We start from the raw sequence: 21,663 nt of genomic DNA, 5'->3' as shown, positions 1-21,663 counted from the left end.
AGAGCCATCAGCCGCGGCTGATGGCTCTTTTATTATGAAATATATTCTAATGTTCGTTCTAAAGCCATTCCTCTGGAGCCTTTTATCAAAATCGTATTATTGTCGAAATGAAGCGTTTTTAAATGATTAGAAAAATCATCAAATGTTTCAAAAAAACGAAGTTTCTCATTTGAAATTTTATTTTCAAAGAATGATTTCCCAATCAAATAACATTCAGATTTATTTTGATTCAACAATGAGTCAACAATTATTTTATGTTCTTGCGGACTTTCGACACCCAATTCAAACATATCGCCCAAAATCATTATTTTATTCTGGCTATCTAACTGTAAAAAGTTAGCAATTGCCACAGCCATACTGCTCGGATTTGCATTATAGGCATCAAGAATAATTTGATTTGTGCCTTTTTTCAACAATTGAGACCTGTTATTCTCTGGAATATAATTCTCGATCGCTTCTTTTATAGCCTCATTGCTCACTTTAAAATAATGACCGATAGAAACAGCCGCATTTATGTTATTTGAATTATATAAGCCTATTAAATGCGATTCAACATTGAAATTTTCATAATTAATTACAACAAAAGGATTCGCTTCGATCTTTCTGATATTTACATCAGCACTTTCATTATTCAAACCAAAAGTAAACAATTTAATTCCAGCCGATTTTTCGATCTGAATTGGGTCTTCAAGATTTACAAATGCAACTTTATCATTTTTTGCAAGATATTGATACATTTCGCTTTTCCCTTGAATTACCCCTTCAACACCACCAAATCCTTCTAAATGGGCTTTTCCAAAATTGGTAATATATCCATAATCCGGTTGCGCTATTTCACATAAAAACTCAATTTCCTTTTTATGGTTTGCCCCCATTTCTACAATTCCAATTTCAGTTTCCTTCGTAAAGGACAACAAAGTCAATGGAACACCAATATGATTGTTTAAATTCCCGATAGTCGCCTTGGTTCTATATTTTTTTGACAAAACTGCATTGATAAGCTCTTTGGTTGTTGTTTTCCCATTACTTCCAGTCAAAGCAACAATAGGCAATTTCAAATAGTTACGATGAAATTTAGCCAATTCCTGAAGCGTTTCTAAACTATTTTTAACCAAAATAGTCCTTTCGTCTATAAAGTAAGACTCATTGTCAATAACAACAAACAAAGCCCCTAATTTCAAAGCTTCTTCAGCAAAAGTATTGGCATCAAAATTCTCTCCTTTAATAGCAAAAAACATAGAATCTTTTTCAATCTTTCTTGTATCAATTGAAAGCGATTTACATTGTAAAAACAGATTATGAATGTCCTGAATATTCATTTATATTATTTTTTATAGATGATAAAAGTAGAAAAAAAACAATAAAAAAATTCCAAATTCCAGACTGAATATTCAGCTTTTGGAATTTGGAATTTTTTATATTGGAATTTCTAAATCTTAATTCCTTGGTGATTTTCTTTTTTCAGACTTAGATCCTACTCTTGACATTGCACATCTGAAACCAATGTAGTCAGTTGCCATATCTTGCGGGAAATATCTTCTTTGAGCTGGATCCAACCAATAAGCTCTATCTCTCCAAGAACCTCCTTTGTAAACTCTAACTTTATCATCTATTAAAGTAGTACGTTTACTAGAGCTGTCATATTTTCTAATCATTTTTCCTAAACTGTCTGTTGTTACATTGTGTTTAGGAGAGTTGTACATCGCTTGATCAGCTTTTGGTCCAGACTCTGAATCTCCGAAGTCAAAATATCTAGAAGATTGTTTATCACCATCTCTATAGTTGATATTGTCGCTTGTGCTGAAGTTTTGTCTTAAATATGTCTCTTGCTCATCAACTGGAACTTGTGCAATTTCACCAGGAAGATTTCTTGCAATAATTTTACCGTTGCTTAAAGTATCATATTTAATGTTAGCAGTTGAAACGATTTCAATTTTACCATCTTTGCCAATTTTGTTTTTAGCATAAAGGTTACCTCTAAAGTAGTTGAAGTCGTTCGCTTCGTTATCAATAATAGGTCTGTAAACATCGGCTACCCATTCGGCAACGTTACCAGCCATATCATATAATCCGAAATCATTTGGAGCATAACTTTTTACTTTGTTAGTAATATCAGCTCCGTCATCAGACCATCCAGCAATTCCGCCGTAATCACCATTTCCTTGCTTAAAGTTAGCCAATTGATCACCTCTGTTTTTACGTTTTGCAGAACGAGTGTAATCTCCAGACCAAGGATATTTCTTTTGACCTTTATAAATATTGTATTCTCTTTGTCCAACATCAGCTGCCGCTGCATACTCCCATTCTGCTTCAGTAGGAAGTCTGTACTCAGGCAGAATAACACCTGAAGAACGTTGTGCATATACGTTTTTCTCTTCTGGAACTACTCCGTCTTTACCAGCTTTAGGTCTTCTTCCGCTAGGATTTTTCTTTAATACAATTTCTTCACTACCTCCATATTGCGTTGAAGGAGAAGCTAAATAAGCCTCAGTATTAAACAAGGTTTCAGCAGTAACATCGTTGGTTTTAGCACCTTTTTTAATATATCCATCTTTTTCCAAAACAGCTTCGTTAACACGGTCTGTTCTCCATTTACTGAATTCAACAGCCTGAATCCAGTTAACACCAACTACAGGATACTCAGCATAAGCAGGATGCCTCAAGTAGTTGTTAGTCATAGTTTCGTTATATCCTAAGCGATTTCTCCATACTAATGTATCAGGAGATGCGCCTTCGTAAATGTTTTTGTAATTTTCTTCTGTTGGAGGGAAAACTTTTTTCAACCACTCAAGGTATTCTAAGTACATACCATTCGTAACTTCGGTTTCATCCATATAGAATGATTGAACGTGTTGTTGAGTTGGTGTGTTATTCCAATCGTGCATAACATCATCTTGTACTTTACCCATTGTAAATGTACCTCCTTCAACAAAAACTAAACCAGGACCAGCCTGTTGTTTTTTTCCTGCATTTCTAGCAGCCGTTCCATTTTGACTATCTACATCCCACCCAGTCGCTCGAGAAGCGTGAGAGGAACTCGATTTTTTGCTACAACTAGCCGTGCCCAACATCAATACCATTGACATCATTAATTGCAAGACTACAATTTTGTTTACTTTCATACTCATTCTTAGGTGATAAATTTAGGTGCTGCAATATAATAATTAACATTTAATTAGCAACATCTGTTCTAATAATTTTATTTAGCTGTTTTTTACCAGAAAATAACCTATAGTTACGAACGCAAAAATATACTTTTTATTATTACTATAACATTAAATACTATATTTTTACTTACTAAAATATTTTGCAATCAATTTCGTTTTCTTAACCTATGAAACAAGTCTTAATCTCATATTTTTTTTTAATTCCGATTCTTGCTTTTTCTCAGATAAATGGGAGCTTCACAATAGATTGGCAAGGTAAAAAAGAAATGAGCTTTGGCGATTTCAAAACTATTGTTCCTTATTTTTCTGGAAGCAGTTTTCGTTACGATACTACTAAAAAAAGCCTAACATTGCTTCTTAATTTAAGCGATTCGGGTCCTGCAACGAGCAATTCCATCCAACTTTCGAGCATTATTTACGAAGCAATTCCAGTGAATGACCTTGGCGATTTAGCTCTTGAAAACATCCCTGAAAAACCAAATGAAACGTTAAAATCTGCTTCTTCAAGAGACAAAAAACAACTTTTCCTGTCGCTTTCCCCAATTCTAAAAGATGGCAACGGGTACAAACGAATCAAATCTTTCTCCTATTCTTCAACCGGCACAACATCAAAAAACACTAGCGTTTCTTCCCTTCAAAAAGCAGCCACAGTTACAAATTCTGTTTTAGCTTCAGGAGATTGGTATCGCTTTTATGTTGAAAAATCTGGCGTTTACAAAATATCCAAATCGTTTTTGCAAAGTTTAGGCTTTGATCCGAGTAAAACTGATCCAAGAAGAATTAAAATTTACGGAAATGGGGGCAAAATGCTTCCCTTAGCCAACAGCACCTATTACCCAGATGATTTAACTGAAAATGCTATCCAGATTATTGGAGAAACCGACGGAGTCTTTAATAATGAAGACTATATCCTGTTTTATGCCGAAGGAATCGAAAACTGGAATTCAGAAAGCCAGACCAACCTTAATTTATATGATTCGAAATCTTATTATTATATTACTGCAACAGGAGGAGACGGAAAACGAATTTCAAATCTAAATCAGCCTTCAGGAAACGCAACCGTAGAACTAAACACGTTTGATGACTATCAATATCACGAAATTGACCAAACAAACATTGCACATTTAGGACGTCAGTGGTTTGGAGAATCATTTGACATTAATCAAGAGCAGGAATTTTCGTTTACATTTCCGAATCTCGACACATCAGTTCCAGTAAAAATAGAAGTTGTTGCCGCTTCGGCAGCCTTTACTCCTACTTCCTTTGCAATAAGTGCAAACGGACAAAACATTGGAAATATCAATTTCAATGCACTAGCCTCAAGTTCGGACATTAAATTTTACACAGGAAAACTACCCACAAATACAACATTCACAGGCGCCGAAACCACAAAAATCAAACTTACCTATAATAATAACGGCGTTCCTGGCTCGAAAGGATATCTTGACTACATCAATATTATTGCAAAAAGAAAACTCCTTGGAACCGGGAAACAATTCAAATTTCAATACGACCAAGCTGGATCTACTGCCGGAATTGTAAATTATACAATAGGAAACGCCGCAGGAATATCTCAAATCTGGGACATTACAGACATCTATAATGTATCTAAAATTGAAAATGCAAATCAAGCCATTTTCAGTTTTAAGGCTTCTTTAGGCGAGATCAGAAAATATATCGCCATAGACGCTTCTGATTATTTAGCACCTTTAAAAGAAAGCCAGTCAAAAATTGCCAACCAAAACCTGAAAGGAACTCTTTTTAAGAATGCTCAAAACAGCTTTCAGGATATAGATTATATCATTGTTTCGCCTAAATCCTTATCTTCTCAAGCTGAAAAACTAGCTACTTTTCATCGAAATTATTCAAATTTGAATGTAAAAGTTATTACTCTGGAAAACATCTATCAAGAATTTTCTTCCGGAAAGCAAGACATTGCCGCCATCAGAAACTGCATAAGATATATTTATGAAAATGCATCTTCAACAGACAAGAAAATCAAATATGTAAATTTGTTTGGAGATGCCTCATATGATTATAAGGACAGAATTTCAAACAATACCAATATTGTTCCTATATATCATTCCACAATTAGCAACTCTACAGGAGAAGCCTCATTTGCTTCTGATGATTTTTATGGATTAATGGATGCAGATGAAGGAAACATCACTAGTTTCTTTGGCGGAATTGATATTGCAACAGGCAGAATGCTGGTCTCTGACAATGCGCAAGCCAGCGAAATGGTCAACAAAGTGCTAGAATATCACGATGCTAAATCCTATGGAAGCTGGAAAAACAATTTTGTCTTGATAAGTGACGATTCTGACCAAAGCTCAGACGCCACAATTCAATCACGTCAAAACGCACTTGCAGATGTCATTGCAACTCAAAAGCCTTTTTTTAATATTGACAAAATCATTTTAGACTCCTACACACAAGAAGCATCTGCGGGCGGATCACGATATCCAAAAGCGCGGACTGATTTATTTGATGCTTTCGAAAAAGGCGCTTTGGTTTTTAATTATTTAGGACATGGTGGCGAAGACGGATTGGCTAGCGAAAGAATTTGGGAAAAATCAGATGGACAAAATCTAAACAATCAATACAAATACCCTTTGTTCATAACAATTACCTGCGAATTTTCTAGATTTGACGACCCAACACGACCAACTGCCGGAGAATATACATATTGGAACCCAAAAGGAGGTGCGATCTCAATGTTGACGACAATTCGCTCAATCGGCCAATTTAATGCTGAGAATTTCAATGACAGTTTGAGCAAAAATCTGCTTTCTTACGGATCAAATCAATATACAACTATTTCAGAAGCACTTCGAATTTCGAAAAACGAAAACCCAAGCTCTTCTAGCAATGTCATTTTTTATATCGGAGATCCGGCATTAATGCTTGCAATTCCAAAACCACGAATTAATTTAACAAAAATCAATGATATTGTGATTTCTCAGGCAATTCCTGATTTAAAATCACTTTCAAAAATCAAGATTTCTGGAGAAATCACAGATGAAAACAACACCCTTTTAAGCAATTATAACGGCGAATTAGCGACAGCAATTTTCGATAAGCTGATTACAACATCTACACTAAACAATGACGGTTTTAGCCCCGTAATGTCGTTCAAAACGCTTGGCGAAACTATTTTTAGAGGAAACGCATCTGTTACAAATGGCCAGTTTGAATTTAGTTTTGTTGTACCAAGAGACATTCGAATTCCAGTTGATTATGGCCGAATTAGCTTCTATTCGAAGAAAACTCAAGGATTAGAGAACCAATCCGGATATAACACCTCTATTAAAATAGGAGGCATAAACGAAAATGCACCTCAGGACAATATTAGTCCAAAAGTTAAGTTATATATGAACGACGAGACATTTGTTTCAGGTGGCATAACAAATGAAAATCCATTCCTTTTAGCTTTTCTTGAAGACGAAAACGGGATTAATACAGCCAGTGGAATTGGGCACGACATAGTGGCGATATTGGATGGCGACGTGAGCAATCCCTATATTTTGAATGATTATTATCAAACAAAATTAGATGATTATACAAATGGAAATTTACGCTTTCCGCTTAGGAATTTAAAAGCCGGACTGCATACAATAAGTTTTACAGCTTGGGATGTTTACAACAATCCTGTCACTAGTGAAATACAATTTGTTGTTGTTGGAGATGAATCATTATCTTTAACCCACGTTCTTAATTATCCAAATCCCTTTTCAACCTACACTCAATTTTGGTTTTCACACAATAGACCTTACGAACCGCTGGAAGTTCAAGTACAGGTCATGACTATTACAGGAAAAGTAGTCTGGACGACAAACCAAATTATCACGACAGAAGGATTCCTTTCGAGAGAAATTACTTGGGACGGAAAAGACGATTATGGAGATCGGATAGGCAAAGGAGTTTATATTTATAAACTTACCGTAAAATCTAATTTAACAAATAAAAAAGCAGAAAAATACGAAAAGCTTGTCATTCTATAATAATATATATAATTTGCACCACCCAAAACATATAGTCCCACAAATGAAAAAAATATCACTTTTATTAATTTGTTTTTTAATTGTTTCATACGCTAAAGCCCAAGAAACTCGACCAATCACCACGGGAGTTCCCTTCTTATTAGTTGCTGCTGATGCACGTGCCGCAGGTTTAGCAGACCAAGGTGTAGCCACATCCTCTGACGTTTTTTCTCAGCAATGGAATCCTGCCAAATATGCATTTGCCAAAGATGCACAAGGACTTTCTATTAGCTACACACCTTATTTAACAGATTTAGCCAATGATATTTCATTAGGCCAATTAACTTACTACAACAAATTTAGCGATCGAAGCGCCTTCGCAGGAAGTTTTCGTTATTTCGGATTTGGAGACATCGAGTTAAGAAGAACCGGTGACCCAAATGAAGTTCCGAATATCGTATCTCCAAATGAATTCGCTTTAGATGGATCATATTCTCAAAAATTAAGCGAAACCTTTTCGATGTCTGTTGGAGCAAGATATATTCGCTCTAATTTAAAAGTGGCTTCCGAAGATGTTGATGCTACTGCAGGAAAATCATTTGCCGTTGACGTTGCCGGATTTTATCAATCTGAAGAAATTGCCTATAGTAATTTTAACGGAAGATGGAGAGCAGGTTTCAACTTCCAGAATATGGGACCGAAAATCAGCTATGACAATGACGATTTAAGCTCAAACTTTTTACCTGCCAACATGCGTTTAGGAGGAGGATTTGATTTTATTCTTGATGACTACAACAAATTTGCGGTTAGCCTTGAGTTCACAAAACTATTAGTCCCAACGCCTCCGGGACAACAAGCAGCAGTAGACTTAAATGGAGATGGTGATTTTACTGATCCAGGAGAAAGCGCAGAAGATCAAAGCACTATCGCTTACAACAAATACAACGACATAGGCTGGTTCCAAGGAATGTTTAAATCTTTTGGAGATGCCCCAGGCGGGTTTAGCGAAGAAATAAAAGAGATTACCTATAGTATAGGTGGAGAATATATGTATCAAGATTCCTTTGCATTCCGTGCAGGATATTTCCATGAAAGTCCTGAAAAAGGAGCTCGTCAATTCTTTTCTTTAGGTGCTGGCTTCAAATACAATATCGTAAAAGTTGACGTTTCGTATTTATTCTCAACTTCAAAAGTTAAAAATCCGTTAGAAAACACGCTTCGTTTTTCTTTAACGTTTAACTTTGGCGACAAATACGAAGAATATTAAACGTTCTAAATAAAAAACATCAGCAATCCAAATTTCTATATCATAGGAATTTGGATTTTTTTTCCTATAAAAACAATGAAAGAAATAAGCATAACATCATCGTTCACAATTTTTGAAAACATCAATGAAGTCCCAGAAGATGTTCAGAACTTAATGAAACAAGCTATTGAAATTCGCAAAAAAGCGTACGCACCATATTCTAAATTCAGAGTTGGAGCCGCTTTACTTTTAGATAACGGACAAATAATTTTAGGATCTAATCAAGAAAACGCAGCTTACCCATCAGGATTGTGTGCCGAAAGAACGGCTATTTTTTACGCAGGAAGTACATATCCAGAAGCCAAAATTCTAAAAATAGCCATTTCAGCAGCTTCAGACACCAATCAAACCACTGCTCCCATTCCGCCTTGCGGTTCTTGCCGTCAATCAATTGCAGAATATGAAATCAAACAAGATACCCCTATAGAAATCTATTTTATGGGAGAAATTGGCGAAGTTTACAAATCAGCATCCCTTAAAAATTTGCTTCCTTTTATGTTTGATAAAAAGTTCTTGTAAAAAAAAGCCAAAAAGTAGCGTTTAAATTTTAGTTCTTAAATGTAATGTCTTATTTTTGCATCCCGACCTTTCGGGCGCAAATTTGTGGGAGGAAACTATTTTGCGTTATAGGCAACAATTGATAACACAAACAAACTTTAGCAAAAGAAAGAATTCAGATGAAAGAAGTTACAAAAGAGGTGTATTTAAAGTGGTACGAAGACATGCTACTTTGGAGAAAGTTTGAAGACAAACTTGCAGCATTATACATTCAACAAAAAGTTAGAGGTTTTTTACACCTATATAATGGTCAAGAAGCTGTATTAGCAGGTGCATTGCACGCTATGGACTTGACTAAAGACAAAATGATTACTGCTTACAGAAACCACGTTCAGCCAATCGGTATGGGCGTTGATCCAAGAAATGTAATGGCTGAGCTTTTAGGAAAAGCGACAGGAACTTCTAAAGGTATGGGAGGTTCTATGCACATTTTCTCTAAAGAACACGGTTTTTACGGTGGTCACGGAATTGTAGGTGCTCAAATTCCTGTGGGAGCTGGTATTGCTTTCGCAGACAAATATTTCAACACTGGCGGTGTTACCATGACTTATTTTGGCGATGGAGCTGCTAGACAAGGTTCTCTTCACGAAGCTTTCAACATGGCTATGTTATGGAAACTTCCAGTTGTATTTATCGTTGAAAACAACGGTTATGCGATGGGAACTTCTGTAGAAAGAACTGCAAACCACACTGACATCTGGAAATTAGGTTTAGGCTACGAAATGCCTTGCGGACCTGTTGACGGAATGAACCCAGTAAAAGTTGCTGAAGCAATGCACGAAGCAATCGAAAGAGCACGTCGCGGAGACGGACCAACTTTCCTTGAAATGAAAACGTACCGTTACAGAGGACACTCTATGTCTGATGCACAATTATACCGTTCTAAAGAAGAGGTTGAAGAGTACAAAAAAATCGACCCAATTACACAAGTTCTTGATGTAATCTTGGATCAAAAATATGCTACTGAAGAAGAAATCGAAGTAATTGACCAAAGAGTTAAAGACTTGGTTGAAGAGTGTGCGAAATTCGCTGAAGAATCTCCATATCCAGACTTGCAACAATTATACGATGTAGTATACGCACAAGAAGACTATCCATTTACACCTCATAAACTATAACATCATGGCGATTAAAGTAACAATGCCTCGTTTGAGCGATACTATGACGGAAGGAACGGTAGCGACTTGGTTAAAAAAAGTAGGCGACAAAATCAGTGAAGGAGATATCTTAGCTGAAATTGAAACAGATAAAGCAACAATGGAGTTCGAATCTTTTAACGAAGGAACTCTTTTACATATCGGAATCCAAGCTGGAGAAACTGCTCCAGTTGATTCATTATTAGCTATCATCGGTAAAGAAGGAGAAGATATTTCTGCTCTTTTAGCTGGCGGTGATGCTCCTGCTGCAGAAGCGCCAAAAGCGGATGCTCCTGCTGCTGAAGCAAAAACTGAAACTGCTGCTCCTGCAAAAGCAGCAACTGAATTACCAAAAGGTGTTATTGTAGTTACAATGCCACGTTTGAGTGATACAATGACTGAAGGTACAGTAGCAACTTGGTTAAAAAAAGTTGGCGATGCTGTAGCGGAAGGTGATATTTTAGCGGAAATTGAAACAGACAAAGCTACTATGGAGTTTGAGTCTTTCAATGCTGGAACATTATTATACATCGGAATTCAAGAAGGAAATACTGCTCCTGTTGACAGCTTATTAGCGATCATCGGGCCTGCAGGAACTGACATTTCTGGAATTGCTGAAAACTATACTGCCGGAGGTGCTGCACCTGCAAGTACTCCTGCTGCAGAAGAAACAAAAGCCGCTCCTGCCGCTCCACAAGCTACAGAAGCTGTTGCCGAAACTTCAAACGGAGGAAGAATTTTAGCTTCTCCATTAGCTAAAAAAATCGCTTCTGACAAAGGAATTTCACTAGACCAAGTGAAAGGATCTGGAGAAAACGGAAGAATCGTGAAAAGCGATATCGAAAACTTTACTCCATCTGCTCAAGCTCAAACTGCTGCTTCAGCACCTGCTGCTAAACAAGAAGCATCTGCTCCTGCTGCACCAAAAGTATTTGTTCCTGCTGGTGAAGTTTTCACAGAAGAGATCAAAAACTCTCAAATGCGTAAAATCATTGCAAAACGTCTTTCTGAATCTTTATTCACTGCTCCTCACTACAACTTAGTGATCGAAGTAAGCATGGACGAAGCAATGCAGGCAAGAGCTGCTATCAATAGCGTTCCAGATACAAAAGTATCTTTCAACGATATGGTAATCAAAGCTTGTGCATTAGCATTGAAAAAACATCCAAAAATCAACTCTACTTGGAAAGAAGATGCTATCATAATCAACCACCACGTAAACATTGGTGTTGCTGTAGCTGTTGAAGACGGATTAGTAGTTCCTGTATTGAAATTTACTGATGCTATGAGTTTATCTCAAATTGGTGGCTCAGTAAGAGATCTTGCTGGAAGAGCTAAAAACAAAAAACTTGGACCACAAGAAATGGAAGGAAGTACTTTTACAGTATCTAACCTTGGTATGTTTGGTATCACTGAATTCAATTCAATTATCAACCAACCAAACTCTGCAATCCTTTCTGTAGGTGCAATTGTTGAGAAACCAGTAGTTAAAAACGGTCAAATCGTAGTTGGAAACACAATGATGCTATCATTAGCTTGCGACCACAGAACAATTGACGGTGCAACTGGCGCTCAGTTCTTACAAACATTAAAACAATACATCGAAAGCCCAGTTACAATGTTGGCGTAATCTTTGTTAATTTTATAATTAAATCCCGTTCTGAAGTTTCAGAACGGGATTTTTTGTTTAATTTTCATCCTCAAATTCAAAATCTCATAAAATGAAAAAATTAATTCTTGTCGCTTTATTTCTTACGGCATTTGCTTGCCAGAAAAAAGAGCAATCAGAAAAAACGGCTATTGTTGTTGATGAACACAGTTATTCCAAACCAGAACTTGCTGTTGCAAAACATCTTGATCTTGATATCAAAGTTGATTTTGATACTCAGACCATTTCAGGAAAAGCATCTTGGACAATTAATAATATCAGTAAAGGAAACGAAATTATTTTCGATGAAAACACTTTGAATATTACAAAAGTTACTTTAGGACAAGGAGAAGAAGAAAAAGAAACCAAATTTGAACTTGGGAAAGACGTTGAATTTCACGGAAAGCCAATTCATATTACTATTGAGCCAAATACAACTAGAGTAAACATTTATTACAGCACAACTAAAGATGCTGTTGCATTACAATGGCTAAAACCAGAACAGACAGCAGACAAAAAGAAACCTTTCCTGTTCTCACAAGGAGAAAGCGTTTGGTCGCGTACTTGGATTCCGTGTCAGGATTCACCGGGAATTCGTTTTACTTATAATGCTAAAGTTACAGTTCCTAAAGATTTATTGGCGGTTATGAGCGCCGTAAATCCGCAGAAGAAAAATGATACTGGAGTTTACACTTTCAAACAAGACAAAGCAATTCCGTCTTATTTAATGGCAATTGCGGTTGGAGACATCGAATTTCAAGCAATCGACAACAGAACTGGCGTTTATGCAGAACCATCTGTTCTAAAAAGCGCTGCTTACGAATTTGCTGAACTAGGAAAAATGGTAAATGCTGCCGAAAAATTATACGGACCATACCGCTGGGGACGCTATGATGTTTTGGTTTTACCTCCAAGTTTCCCTTATGGCGGAATGGAGAATCCGAACTTGACATTCTTAACTCCGGGAGTAATTGCTGGAGATCGTTCATTAACAAGCTTGTTAGCACACGAATTAGGTCACAGCTGGAGCGGAAACCTAGTAACAAACGCAACTTGGGATGATATTTGGCTAAACGAAGGTTTCACTACTTATGTTGAACACAGAATTGGCGAAGCGATATTTGGAAAGAAAGAATTTGACATGCAAAATGTTATTACCAATAAAGAATTGACTGATAATGTTGCTGAATATGGAGATACAAATCCAGATACAAGATTAAAAGTTTCTTTAACTGGCAGAAATCCTGACGACGGAATCAGCCAAATTCCATATGTTAAAGGATATGCTTTTTTAAGAGTTATTGAAAATGCTGTTGGCCGTGAAAAATTTGATCCGTTTATTAAGAATTATTTCGATTCTCATGCTTTTCAATCTATTACAACAGAAGATTTCGTCAAATATTTGAATGAAAACCTAATCAAAGGCGACAAAGTTTTAGCAGATAAAATCCAATTGGACAAATGGATTTACAAACCAGGAATTCCGTCAAATATTCTTCCAGTTAGCTCTGCAGAATTTGATGCTATTGACGTAATCCAAAAAAGCTGGAGAGAAACTGGCGTTGCAGGTTTAAGTAAAAAAATCACCACAACTGCCGAAAAACAGCATTTTATCGACCATCTTCCAACTGATATTACAGTAAAAGAAATGGAAGCCATTGACAAAGAATTCAACTTTACAAAAGGTGGAAATTTCATTATCAAACGTCAATGGTTTGTTCAGGCATTACGTCATCAATACAAACCTGCCTATCCTGCAATTGAGCAATTTTTAATTGGAATCAGCAGAACAGGTTCTGTTATGATGCTATACAAAGAAATGGTTAAAACTCCAGAAGGAAAAGTTTGGGCTAAACAGGTTTTTGACAAAGCTAAATCTGGTTATCATGCTACAACTATTCAGGCTGTTGAAGGGGTTTTGAAATAAAATTTTATAAAATATGATTTTGAAAAGCCGTTCCAAGGAACGGCTTTTTTCTTTTTTTACATATTTATTTTGTTCTGCCCCAGAGGGGCAAAATATTTATAGAAATTCAATGATTCAGACAAAAAAAAGCTCCAGCGGAGCGAAATATATGAAATAGCACAAAAAATACATTTCGCTCCGCTGGAGCTTACCTCCGATAATAAATGTGATTTCTATAAACATTTCGCTTCTCCGAAGCTAAACAAAAATATTCTAATGAAACCGAGTGCCCTAGCCCAGATTGCAGTGGAAAGCCCGGAACCGCAAACCCTTATTTTTCTTGCCAGAAAACAGCGACCAACGGAAGCTCGTTTTATGGCTTAGAAAAATAAGGGTTTGCGGTGAGGACTTGAAACGGAAAGCTGGAATAGCTCCTGAAAAAAATACTAGGGAAAATTATCCATCACATAGCGTATATTCTCCATGTTCTAAAATCTGTAATCGTTGCAACTTTGTAATGTCAAAAGACAATAACAAATAACAACTTTAAAAATTAAATAAAATGGCACGATTAACAGCATTAAACCCAGAAGAAGTAACAGGAAAAACTAAAGATTTATTCAACGCAGTTCAGGCAAAATTAGGCGTTGTTCCAAACATGATGAGAACAATGGGAAATTCTCCAGCGGTTTTGGAAGGATATTTGAATTTAAGCGGCGCACTGAGCCACGGAAAATTAAGCGCAAAAACAGGCGAATTAATTGCATTAGCAGTTTCAGAAAGCAACTCTTGTGATTACTGCTTAGCAGCCCACACTTTTATTGGAGAAAAATTGGTAAAAGCAGATCCAGCAGTTTTACAAGCGGCAAGAAAAGGAAATTCTGCTGATGCAAAAACAGAAGCGATTTTACAATTGGCTAAAACATTAATCAGCAAAGGTGGCTTGGTAAACGACGAAGATGTAAATAAAGCTAAAAACGCAGGAGTTTCAGATGCTGAAATTGCAGAAACTATTGCTCACGTTGCTTTGAATGTTTTGACAAATTATTTTAACAATGTAGCCAATACAGAAATTGACTTTCCAAAAGTTTCTAACTTAGAATTACAAAACTAATACAGACAACAAAAAACAAGTTATAGAGATAGTTGTGAATTCATTTCATGACTATCTTTATATTTTCAAAAATGAAACCGAATATGAGCTCTCAAAATGTTTTCACTTTAATCAATCCGCAGAATGGTAATTTGGCTTTCAAGATTCTTCCTTTTGATGACAACAGCCATTTTGACCATTTACAGCGCAATAATTATTACTCTTTAATTTGGGTAACGAAAGGTAAAGGCAAAGTAAAAGCTGATTTTGCAGAACATCATTTTGAAGAAAACTCACTTCTCGCCTTTTCGCCTTATCAGCCTTTTATGCTCTGTGTAAACGAACCGATTGAAGGAATTGCAATTCATTTTCATCCTGATTTTTATTGCATTCACATGCATCAAAAAGAGGTTTCGTGCAATGGTGTTTTGTTCAATAACATTTATCAGCCACCTTATGTTCAGGTTACAGAACAAGCAGAACAGACTTTTAAAATGGTGATTGAACAAATGAAAGCCGAAATTCAGAATGCAGAATTGGCGCAGTACGAATTATTGATTTCGTATTTAAAGATCTTTTTAATTACGGCTTCAAGATTAAAAACAGAACAATTGGAAGAAATGAAATCGGTTCCAGATTCAAAAGAACCTTTGATTCTTCAAAATTTAAAAGATGCTATAGAACTGAATTTCAAGACTAAACACTCAGCTGGTCATTATGCTGATATGCTTAATATTTCATCTAAAGCATTGGCCAAATTATCCAAAAACTATTTCAACAAAACTTTAACCGATTTAATTTCGGAAAGAATCATCATCGAAGCCAAAAGAGAATTATACTTAACTAACAAAACAGTAAAAGAAATTGCCTACGAATTAGGTTATGATGACGAACATTATTTTAGCCGTTTTTTTAAAACGAATGCTGATGTTTCGCCTCAAATGTATCGTGAAACTGTTGGGTTTGGAAAAATGGAAGCTTAGTTTAGAGTTTTCAGTCGCAGTCTTCAGCAATTATAGACCGGAAAAACTGAGACTGAAAACTGAGACTATTTATTCTTCGCTTCAATCCATTTTGACATATACATCGTGCTTTTAAAGGCATGATGCTGCAACAGATTTCCCATAAAATTATGCAGACGGTGACTTTCAGAATCGATTAACAGCGAATTTACTAACGAAATTAAATGAGCTGAATAATCATCTTTTTGATAACATTTATTAATAATTGCAATTCCGTTTTTCTGAGCTTGTTTCCAAAGATTTTCATCTTGATACAATGCAATTGCTTTTTTAGAAAATTCCTCGGGATTATCTTCAATAAAACCATTCCAAGGCAAATTTGCATGCATGGCTTCAGAACCAATCGATGTTGTTGCGCTCGGCGTTCCGCATTGCATGGCTTCTAATAATTTTCCTTTTAAACCCGCTCCAAAACGAATTGGCGCCAGAACAATTCTTGATTTTTTTACAATTTCATTGGCATCTTCCGCCCTTCCCTTGATAAAAAACCCATTTTTAGGCTGATGCAATTGCAATACTTTTTGCGATGGATATGCGCCATAAACTTCTAAAACTGCTTCTGGAAAATTCTTTTTTATAGAAGGCCAAATGGCTTCTTTTAAATATTGAACAGTATTCCAATTCGGCTCGTGAAGAAAATTCCCGATGAAAACAAAATTCTTGCGATCTTCAAAAGAAGGCAATTTCAACAGCTCTTCTTCTTTCATTTTTTCTACTAAAAAAGGAAGATAAAACAGTAAAGTTTCATTGATTTTGAAAACATTTTTTAGAATATCCATTTCAAATTCAGAAATAATAAGAGATACATCGCAACGCAAAATACTGGCAATTTCTCGTTTTGCAACTTCTTCAGATAATAAATCAATCAATTCAAAAGTTCGGTTTTCCTTAAACGCTTTTTGTCTTGCTGTTCGCAGACAATGTAAATCTTCAGTATCAAGAATTCTTATTGCTTTCGGACAATTTTCAATCACTCTCCACCCAAACTGTTCTTCAACCATAAAACGATCAAACAAGACCGCATCTGGATTTAATTCTTTTATAAAATTATCAAAACTTGAAGAATTGAGTTCGATACCTTTTTTTATTATTCCAAACTCAGACAAATCAACCATAAAATCGCTGTCTTGGGCCGCACTTGCAAATGTGATTTCAAATCCATTTTCTTTAAAAATAGATATCAACTGCATCATTCTTCCACCTGCGGCAGAAGACTTTGGCTCAGGCCAAACAAACCCAATAATTAAAAGTTTCTTTATCTGATTCATAATATTTGTTTCATATTACAAAATAATGCTTTTTTCCGCGGATTTGCACCCAATTAACCAATATTCGGTCACAAAAAAACACTAATTTTGTACCATCTAAAAATGTTGGGAAATCATGTTGGGATTAAAATTAGCTACAGACCCTCGCTGGGTAAATATCGTTGAGTCAAATATCGAAGAAATTTTAACGGATCACGCTTGGTGTGAACAAAAAGCAGCTTCAAATGCCATCAGTATCGTTACGTATAACTCTGAAATTGAAGAATTAGTAACTGAAATGCTTGAAATTGCAAGAGAAGAACTGGAACATTTTCAAATGGTTCACAACATTATAAAACAACGCGGACTTACTTTGGGACGCGAAAGAAAAGATCATTATGTAAATGAACTTTTCAAATTCATGAAAAAAGACGGAAGCCGAAGAGACGCTCTTTGCGATCGATTATTGTTTTCGGCAATGATTGAAGCAAGAAGTTGTGAGCGCTTTAAAGTACTTTCCGAAAATATTAAAGATGAAGAATTAGCAAAATTCTACAGAGATTTAATGATTTCTGAAGCTGGTCATTATACTACTTTTTTAGGATTTGCTAGAAAGTATCAAGACAATATCGACATTGACAAACGCTGGAAAGAGTGGATTGAATACGAAGGATCTATTATTACCAATTATGGTAAAAATGAAACTGTACACGGGTAATTTTTTATGAATATTTTCTAAAAACTAATACCAAAATTGAATATGAGCGCCGATAAAAAGAAATCGATAATATTAAAAATCCTAAAATATCTCGGAATAACCTTTGTTGTTATTATAGGATTATTGTTTTTAACGCCAATTATTTTTGCGGACAAAATTAAAGAACAAATTAAAAAAACGGCAAACGAAAAACTTAGCGCAGAATTGAATTATTCTGATGTTTCGGTTTCGTTTTTTCATCATTTTCCTTCGCTGACACTAACTTTAAGCGATTTAAACCTTAATGGATCAGCGCCTTATGCAAAGGAAAAATTCATTACGGCAAAAGAAGTTTCTTTTGGAATAAATGTTGCCAGTCTGGTTTTTAGCAAAACTGTAAAAATTGATCAAATTTACTTATCCGATTCTTTTATAAACGTAAAAGTAAATCCAGAAGGCGAAGCCAATTACAACATCTACAAATCGTCAAAACCTTCAGATCCCAAAGACAGCACAGAAACTGCTTTAAAATTGGAACGCATTGAAATTCTGAACAGCAAAATAATTTACGACGACCTTTCGACCAAAGTTCATTTTGATGCGTTTGGCTTTAACTATTTAGGAAAAGGAGATTTGAACAAATCGGTTTTTGATTTGTATTCGAAAGCTAAAATCGAAAAACTAAATGTAGTCTATGAAGGCGAACCGTATTTGATGAACAAAAAGGTTGATGCTGACTTGATTACTAAAGTAAATGTGAATTCGCTTTCCTTCTTTTTTCAACAAAACAACTTAAAAATCAATCAGCTTGTAGTCGATTTTAAAGGAAAATTTGATTTCCTCAAAGACGGCTACAATATGGATTTTGTCATAAAATCAGAAAACAGCAAACTTAACGACGTGTTCACTGCATTTCCACCAAAATATATAACTTGGCTTTCTAAAACCGAATTGAAAGGAAATACCAATCTGCTTTTGACGCTAAAAGGAGACTATATCGCATCTCAAAATATTGCTCCCGAACTTGATCTTGACGTAAAACTCGATAGCGGATTTGTGAATTACAACAAAAGCGCTTTCCCGGTTTCAAACCTAAATTTAGATGTTAAAACTAAAGTCCCAAATTTAAATCCGGATCTTGCCGATATTGACGCCAAAAATCTGTCATTAAATATTAATAAAGATTATTTAAAATCGAAATTTCACGTAGTTGGCGTAAACACTCCAGATATTGACGCGGAATTAAAAGCTAAAATAGATCTTGGAAAATTGATGTCAGCTCTTGGAATTCCGGATATCGTATTAAAAGGAAATCTTGACGGAGATGCTGTTGTAAATGGAAAATTTGATCAAAAAAACCGACTTTTCCCAAAAACAAAAGGAACAATTAATCTTGAAAATGGTTATTTAAAAACGCCTTATTATCCAAATCCAATTACTAATATCACTATTAAATCAAACATCGACAACCAAAAAGGAACTTATGACGATTTAAAAGTAAAACTAAAACCTGCGCAATTTACTTTTGAAGGAAAACCCGTTTTTGTAGAAGCAGATTTGAGTAATTTTGATGATTTGACTTATGACATAAAAGCAAAAGGAGAATTGGATGTCAATAAAATTTATAAAGTTTTCTCTCAAAAAGGATTGGATTTAGACGGCTTCGTAAAAGCTGATGTGGTTTTGAAAGGAAAACAAAGCGATGCAGAAAAAGGAAACTACAGCAAACTGCATAATAAAGGAACGCTTGAACTACGAAATATTGGAATTACATCTGAATATCTGCCTAAAAAATTCATTATAAAAGAAGGAATTTTTAAAATCAATCAGGACAAAATGTATTTCAACAACTTTTTGGCCACATACGGAAAGTCTGATTTTACAATGAATGGTTATCTGCAGAATGTTTTCAACTATGCAACTACAAATACAGGCGTTTTAAAAGGCTCTTTCAAATCTTCATCACGATATATTAATGTTGATGAATTTATGTCAGAAACAACAGCCGGAACTTCTGTAACAGAAAATGCAACTCCAAAACCGGAAACAAAAACAGGAAATACACAAAGTGGCGTTATCATTATTCCGACAAATTTGAATTTGAACTTTACAGCCAATGCTCAAAAAGTAAATTTCGACAAATTGAATCTTCAAAATGCCACTGGAAACTTGAGCATGAAAAATGGCAAACTGACGATGCAAAACACAGGTTTTGATTTAATAGGCTGCAAAGTAACAATGAATGCCAATTATCAAGCTGTAACACCTCAAAAAGCAAATTTCGACTACGCCATTAAAGCAACGGATTTTGACATCAAACGAGCTTATAATGAAGTTGAAGTGTTCAGGAAAATGGCCAGCGCCGCTGAAAAAGCACAAGGAATTGTTTCTTTAGATTATCAGCTAAAAGGTCGTTTAAATGCAAATATGGAGCCTGTTTATCCTTCATTAACCGGAGGAGGAACACTTTCCGTTAAAGATGTAAAAGTACGAGGATTGAAGATGTTTAGCGCAGTCAGCAAAGAAACCAATTCAGAATCGATGAAAAACCCTGATGTTTCAAAAGTTGATATCAAAACGACGATCAAAAATAACATCATGACCGTAGAGCGCTTTAAATTCAAGTTTGCCGGCTTTAGACCAAGAATTGAAGGCACAACAAGCTTAGACGGAAAACTAAACTTAAAAATGCGCTTAGGATTGCCTCCTTTGGGTATTTTCGGAATTCCGCTTACAGTTACAGGAACTCAGGATAATCCAAAAATAAAAGTCGGCAAGAAATCTCAGGATTTAGAAGAAACTAAAGATACTGAGGAATAAATGTTTTAAAATCTCAATTTTATCCCGAAGCATCGGGACCAAATTCTAACTCACACTAACTAATCAACCTTTGTCAAAGTTTTAAACTTTGACAAAGGTTTTTTTTCGCAATCTTGTCATCCTGACGAAGGAAGGATCACAAAACTGTGTGTAGAAATATTAAAAACAAAAAACCCGTTCATTTCTGAACGGGTTTTTTATAAAAAGTAATCTATGATTATTATGCCTCGAATGGGATAATAGATACATAAGATTTGTTATCTCTTTTCTTTTGGAACTTAACAACTCCAGCTACTCTTGCGTGTAGTGTGTGATCTTTACTGATGTAAACATTTTCACCTGGATTGTGTTTTGAACCTCTTTGTCTAACGATGATGTTACCAGCAATAGCAGCTTGACCACCATAAATCTTAACGCCTAGACGTTTTGATTCTGATTCTCTACCATTCTTCGAACTACCGACACCTTTCTTGTGAGCCATGACGTATGAGTTTAAATATTGTTATTATTCTTTAGTAGTCTCTTTTTTTGCTTTTGGAGCTGCTTTTTTTGCTTTTGGAGCTTCAACTTCTTCAGTAGCTGCTTCTTCTGCTACAACTGCTTTTTTAGCTGCTGCTTTTTTAGTTCCTCCTGCTGCAGTAATACCTTCAATTACAATTTGAGTAAGATATTGTCTGTGACCATTTCTTTTTTTGTATCCTTTTCTTCTTTTCTTTTTGAAAACGATAACTTTATCACCTTTTAAGTGTTGTAACACTTTAGCTTCTACTGAAGCACCTTCTATAGCTGGGGCGCCTAAAGTTACATTTCCATTATCGTCTAATAAAAGAACTTTGTCAAAAGAAACTTTTGAACCTTCTTCATTAGCTAAACGGTGAACATAAACCTTTAAGTCTTTGCTTACTTTAAATTGTTGCCCTGCTATCTCTACGATTGCATACATATCAAATTGATTTATTGATTTTTAAGGTTGCAAATATACAACTAATAATTTACTACGCAATCCCTAAAAGCAAAAATATTTTTTTCGCGTTTAACGGCTGTTTTCCAACTCTTTTAAATAATTTCAAAATTAAAAAC

15 protein-coding genes are annotated in these 21,663 nt (G+C 35.4%); 10 read left to right on the top strand and 5 right to left on the bottom strand.

Annotated elements, in window-relative coordinates; translation table 11 throughout:
• Window positions 1-32: 32 nt before the first annotated feature.
• Both EYY60_RS18570 and gldJ read right to left on the bottom strand, forming a co-directional pair.
• Window positions 33-1,319: a UDP-N-acetylmuramoyl-tripeptide--D-alanyl-D-alanine ligase gene (locus EYY60_RS18570; protein WP_132990775.1), complete on the bottom strand. Its 1,287-nt coding sequence runs from the start codon at window positions 1,317-1,319 to the stop codon at window positions 33-35.
• A 117-nt stretch (window positions 1,320-1,436) separates the two neighbouring features.
• Window positions 1,437-3,122 (bottom strand): gliding motility lipoprotein GldJ, encoded by a 1,686-nt coding sequence (gldJ, locus tag EYY60_RS18565; RefSeq protein WP_132990871.1) that lies wholly within the window; start codon window positions 3,120-3,122, stop codon window positions 1,437-1,439.
• A 212-nt stretch (window positions 3,123-3,334) separates the two neighbouring features.
• On the opposite strand from gldJ, the gene porU reads away from it, so the two are divergent.
• The 8 genes from porU (at window position 3,335) to EYY60_RS18525 (ending at window position 15,780) form a co-directional block, all read left to right on the top strand.
• Window positions 3,335-7,171 (top strand): type IX secretion system sortase PorU, encoded by a 3,837-nt coding sequence (porU, locus tag EYY60_RS18560; protein ID WP_132990774.1) that lies wholly within the window; start codon window positions 3,335-3,337, stop codon window positions 7,169-7,171.
• A gap of 43 nt (window positions 7,172-7,214) precedes the next feature.
• Window positions 7,215-8,417 carry a type IX secretion system outer membrane channel protein PorV gene (porV, locus tag EYY60_RS18555; RefSeq protein WP_132990773.1) on the top strand — a complete coding sequence of 401 codons (1,203 nt, stop codon included), beginning with the start codon at window positions 7,215-7,217 and terminating at the stop codon, window positions 8,415-8,417.
• A gap of 75 nt (window positions 8,418-8,492) precedes the next feature.
• Window positions 8,493-8,975, top strand: a complete 483-nt coding sequence (cdd, locus tag EYY60_RS18550) for a cytidine deaminase (RefSeq protein WP_132990772.1) — start codon at window positions 8,493-8,495, stop codon at window positions 8,973-8,975.
• A 158-nt stretch (window positions 8,976-9,133) separates the two neighbouring features.
• Window positions 9,134-10,132, top strand: a complete 999-nt coding sequence (gene pdhA / locus EYY60_RS18545; RefSeq protein ID WP_026728681.1) for a pyruvate dehydrogenase (acetyl-transferring) E1 component subunit alpha — start codon at window positions 9,134-9,136, stop codon at window positions 10,130-10,132.
• A gap of 4 nt (window positions 10,133-10,136) precedes the next feature.
• A complete protein-coding gene (locus tag EYY60_RS18540) occupies window positions 10,137-11,780 on the top strand; it encodes a pyruvate dehydrogenase complex dihydrolipoamide acetyltransferase (RefSeq protein WP_132990771.1) in 1,644 nt (547 codons plus the stop codon).
• A 91-nt stretch (window positions 11,781-11,871) separates the two neighbouring features.
• Window positions 11,872-13,725: a hydrolase/aminopeptidase gene (locus EYY60_RS18535; RefSeq protein ID WP_132990770.1), complete on the top strand. Its 1,854-nt coding sequence runs from the start codon at window positions 11,872-11,874 to the stop codon at window positions 13,723-13,725.
• 541 nt (window positions 13,726-14,266) lie between these two features.
• Complete coding sequence (locus tag EYY60_RS18530; protein ID WP_132990769.1) at window positions 14,267-14,818, top strand: carboxymuconolactone decarboxylase family protein; 552 nt, start codon at window positions 14,267-14,269, stop codon at window positions 14,816-14,818.
• Window positions 14,819-14,889: 71 nt separating this feature from the next.
• A complete protein-coding gene (locus EYY60_RS18525) occupies window positions 14,890-15,780 on the top strand; it encodes a helix-turn-helix domain-containing protein (RefSeq protein ID WP_235832360.1) in 891 nt (296 codons plus the stop codon).
• Between the two features lie 65 nt (window positions 15,781-15,845).
• Here EYY60_RS18525 and EYY60_RS18520 read toward each other — a convergent pair whose 3' ends face one another.
• Window positions 15,846-17,087, bottom strand: coding sequence for a glycosyltransferase family 4 protein (locus tag EYY60_RS18520; protein WP_132990768.1), 1,242 nt, complete (start codon window positions 17,085-17,087; stop codon window positions 15,846-15,848).
• 115 nt (window positions 17,088-17,202) lie between these two features.
• On the opposite strand from EYY60_RS18520, the gene miaE reads away from it, so the two are divergent.
• Entirely contained in the window at window positions 17,203-17,784 is a 582-nt protein-coding gene (miaE, locus tag EYY60_RS18515) for a tRNA-(ms[2]io[6]A)-hydroxylase (RefSeq protein WP_132990767.1), read from the top strand.
• A 42-nt stretch (window positions 17,785-17,826) separates the two neighbouring features.
• On the top strand, window positions 17,827-20,583 hold the full coding sequence (locus EYY60_RS18510; RefSeq protein WP_132990766.1) for an AsmA-like C-terminal region-containing protein: 2,757 nt from the start codon (window positions 17,827-17,829) through the stop codon (window positions 20,581-20,583).
• A gap of 220 nt (window positions 20,584-20,803) precedes the next feature.
• On the opposite strand, the gene rpmA is transcribed toward EYY60_RS18510, so the two are convergent.
• A complete protein-coding gene (gene rpmA / locus EYY60_RS18505; RefSeq protein ID WP_012023622.1) occupies window positions 20,804-21,064 on the bottom strand; it encodes a 50S ribosomal protein L27 in 261 nt (86 codons plus the stop codon).
• 24 nt (window positions 21,065-21,088) lie between these two features.
• The gene (gene rplU, locus EYY60_RS18500) at window positions 21,089-21,526 is read right to left on the bottom strand and encodes a 50S ribosomal protein L21 (RefSeq protein WP_026728576.1); all 438 of its coding nucleotides are present in this window, start codon (window positions 21,524-21,526) and stop codon (window positions 21,089-21,091) included.
• Window positions 21,527-21,663: the final 137 nt, after the last annotated feature.

The organism is Flavobacterium zhairuonense, assembly GCF_004352915.1.
In the GTDB taxonomy this organism is placed as follows: Bacteria; Bacteroidota; Bacteroidia; order Flavobacteriales; family Flavobacteriaceae; genus Flavobacterium; species Flavobacterium zhairuonense.
This window is presented reverse-complemented; position numbering and strand designations above follow the sequence as displayed.

Bases quoted from the DNA above. Each gene is read 5' to 3' on its own strand.
- EYY60_RS18520 (WP_132990768.1), bottom strand. From the start codon at position 17,087: ATGAATCAGATAAAGAAACTTTTAATTATTGGGTTTGTTTGGCCTGAG.
- porV (WP_132990773.1), top strand. From the start codon at position 7,215: ATGAAAAAAATATCACTTTTATTAATTTGTTTTTTAATTGTTTCATAC.
- rplU (WP_026728576.1), bottom strand. From the start codon at position 21,526: ATGTATGCAATCGTAGAGATAGCAGGGCAACAATTTAAAGTAAGCAAA.
- rpmA (WP_012023622.1), bottom strand. From the start codon at position 21,064: ATGGCTCACAAGAAAGGTGTCGGTAGTTCGAAGAATGGTAGAGAATCA.
- EYY60_RS18530 (WP_132990769.1), top strand. From the start codon at position 14,267: ATGGCACGATTAACAGCATTAAACCCAGAAGAAGTAACAGGAAAAACT.
- EYY60_RS18540 (WP_132990771.1), top strand. From the start codon at position 10,137: ATGGCGATTAAAGTAACAATGCCTCGTTTGAGCGATACTATGACGGAA.
- EYY60_RS18535 (WP_132990770.1), top strand. From the start codon at position 11,872: ATGAAAAAATTAATTCTTGTCGCTTTATTTCTTACGGCATTTGCTTGC.
- miaE (WP_132990767.1), top strand. From the start codon at position 17,203: ATGTTGGGATTAAAATTAGCTACAGACCCTCGCTGGGTAAATATCGTT.
- pdhA (WP_026728681.1), top strand. From the start codon at position 9,134: ATGAAAGAAGTTACAAAAGAGGTGTATTTAAAGTGGTACGAAGACATG.
- porU (WP_132990774.1), top strand. From the start codon at position 3,335: ATGAAACAAGTCTTAATCTCATATTTTTTTTTAATTCCGATTCTTGCT.
- EYY60_RS18570 (WP_132990775.1), bottom strand. From the start codon at position 1,319: ATGAATATTCAGGACATTCATAATCTGTTTTTACAATGTAAATCGCTT.
- cdd (WP_132990772.1), top strand. From the start codon at position 8,493: ATGAAAGAAATAAGCATAACATCATCGTTCACAATTTTTGAAAACATC.
- EYY60_RS18510 (WP_132990766.1), top strand. From the start codon at position 17,827: ATGAGCGCCGATAAAAAGAAATCGATAATATTAAAAATCCTAAAATAT.
- EYY60_RS18525 (WP_235832360.1), top strand. From the start codon at position 14,890: ATGAAACCGAATATGAGCTCTCAAAATGTTTTCACTTTAATCAATCCG.
- gldJ (WP_132990871.1), bottom strand. From the start codon at position 3,122: ATGAAAGTAAACAAAATTGTAGTCTTGCAATTAATGATGTCAATGGTA.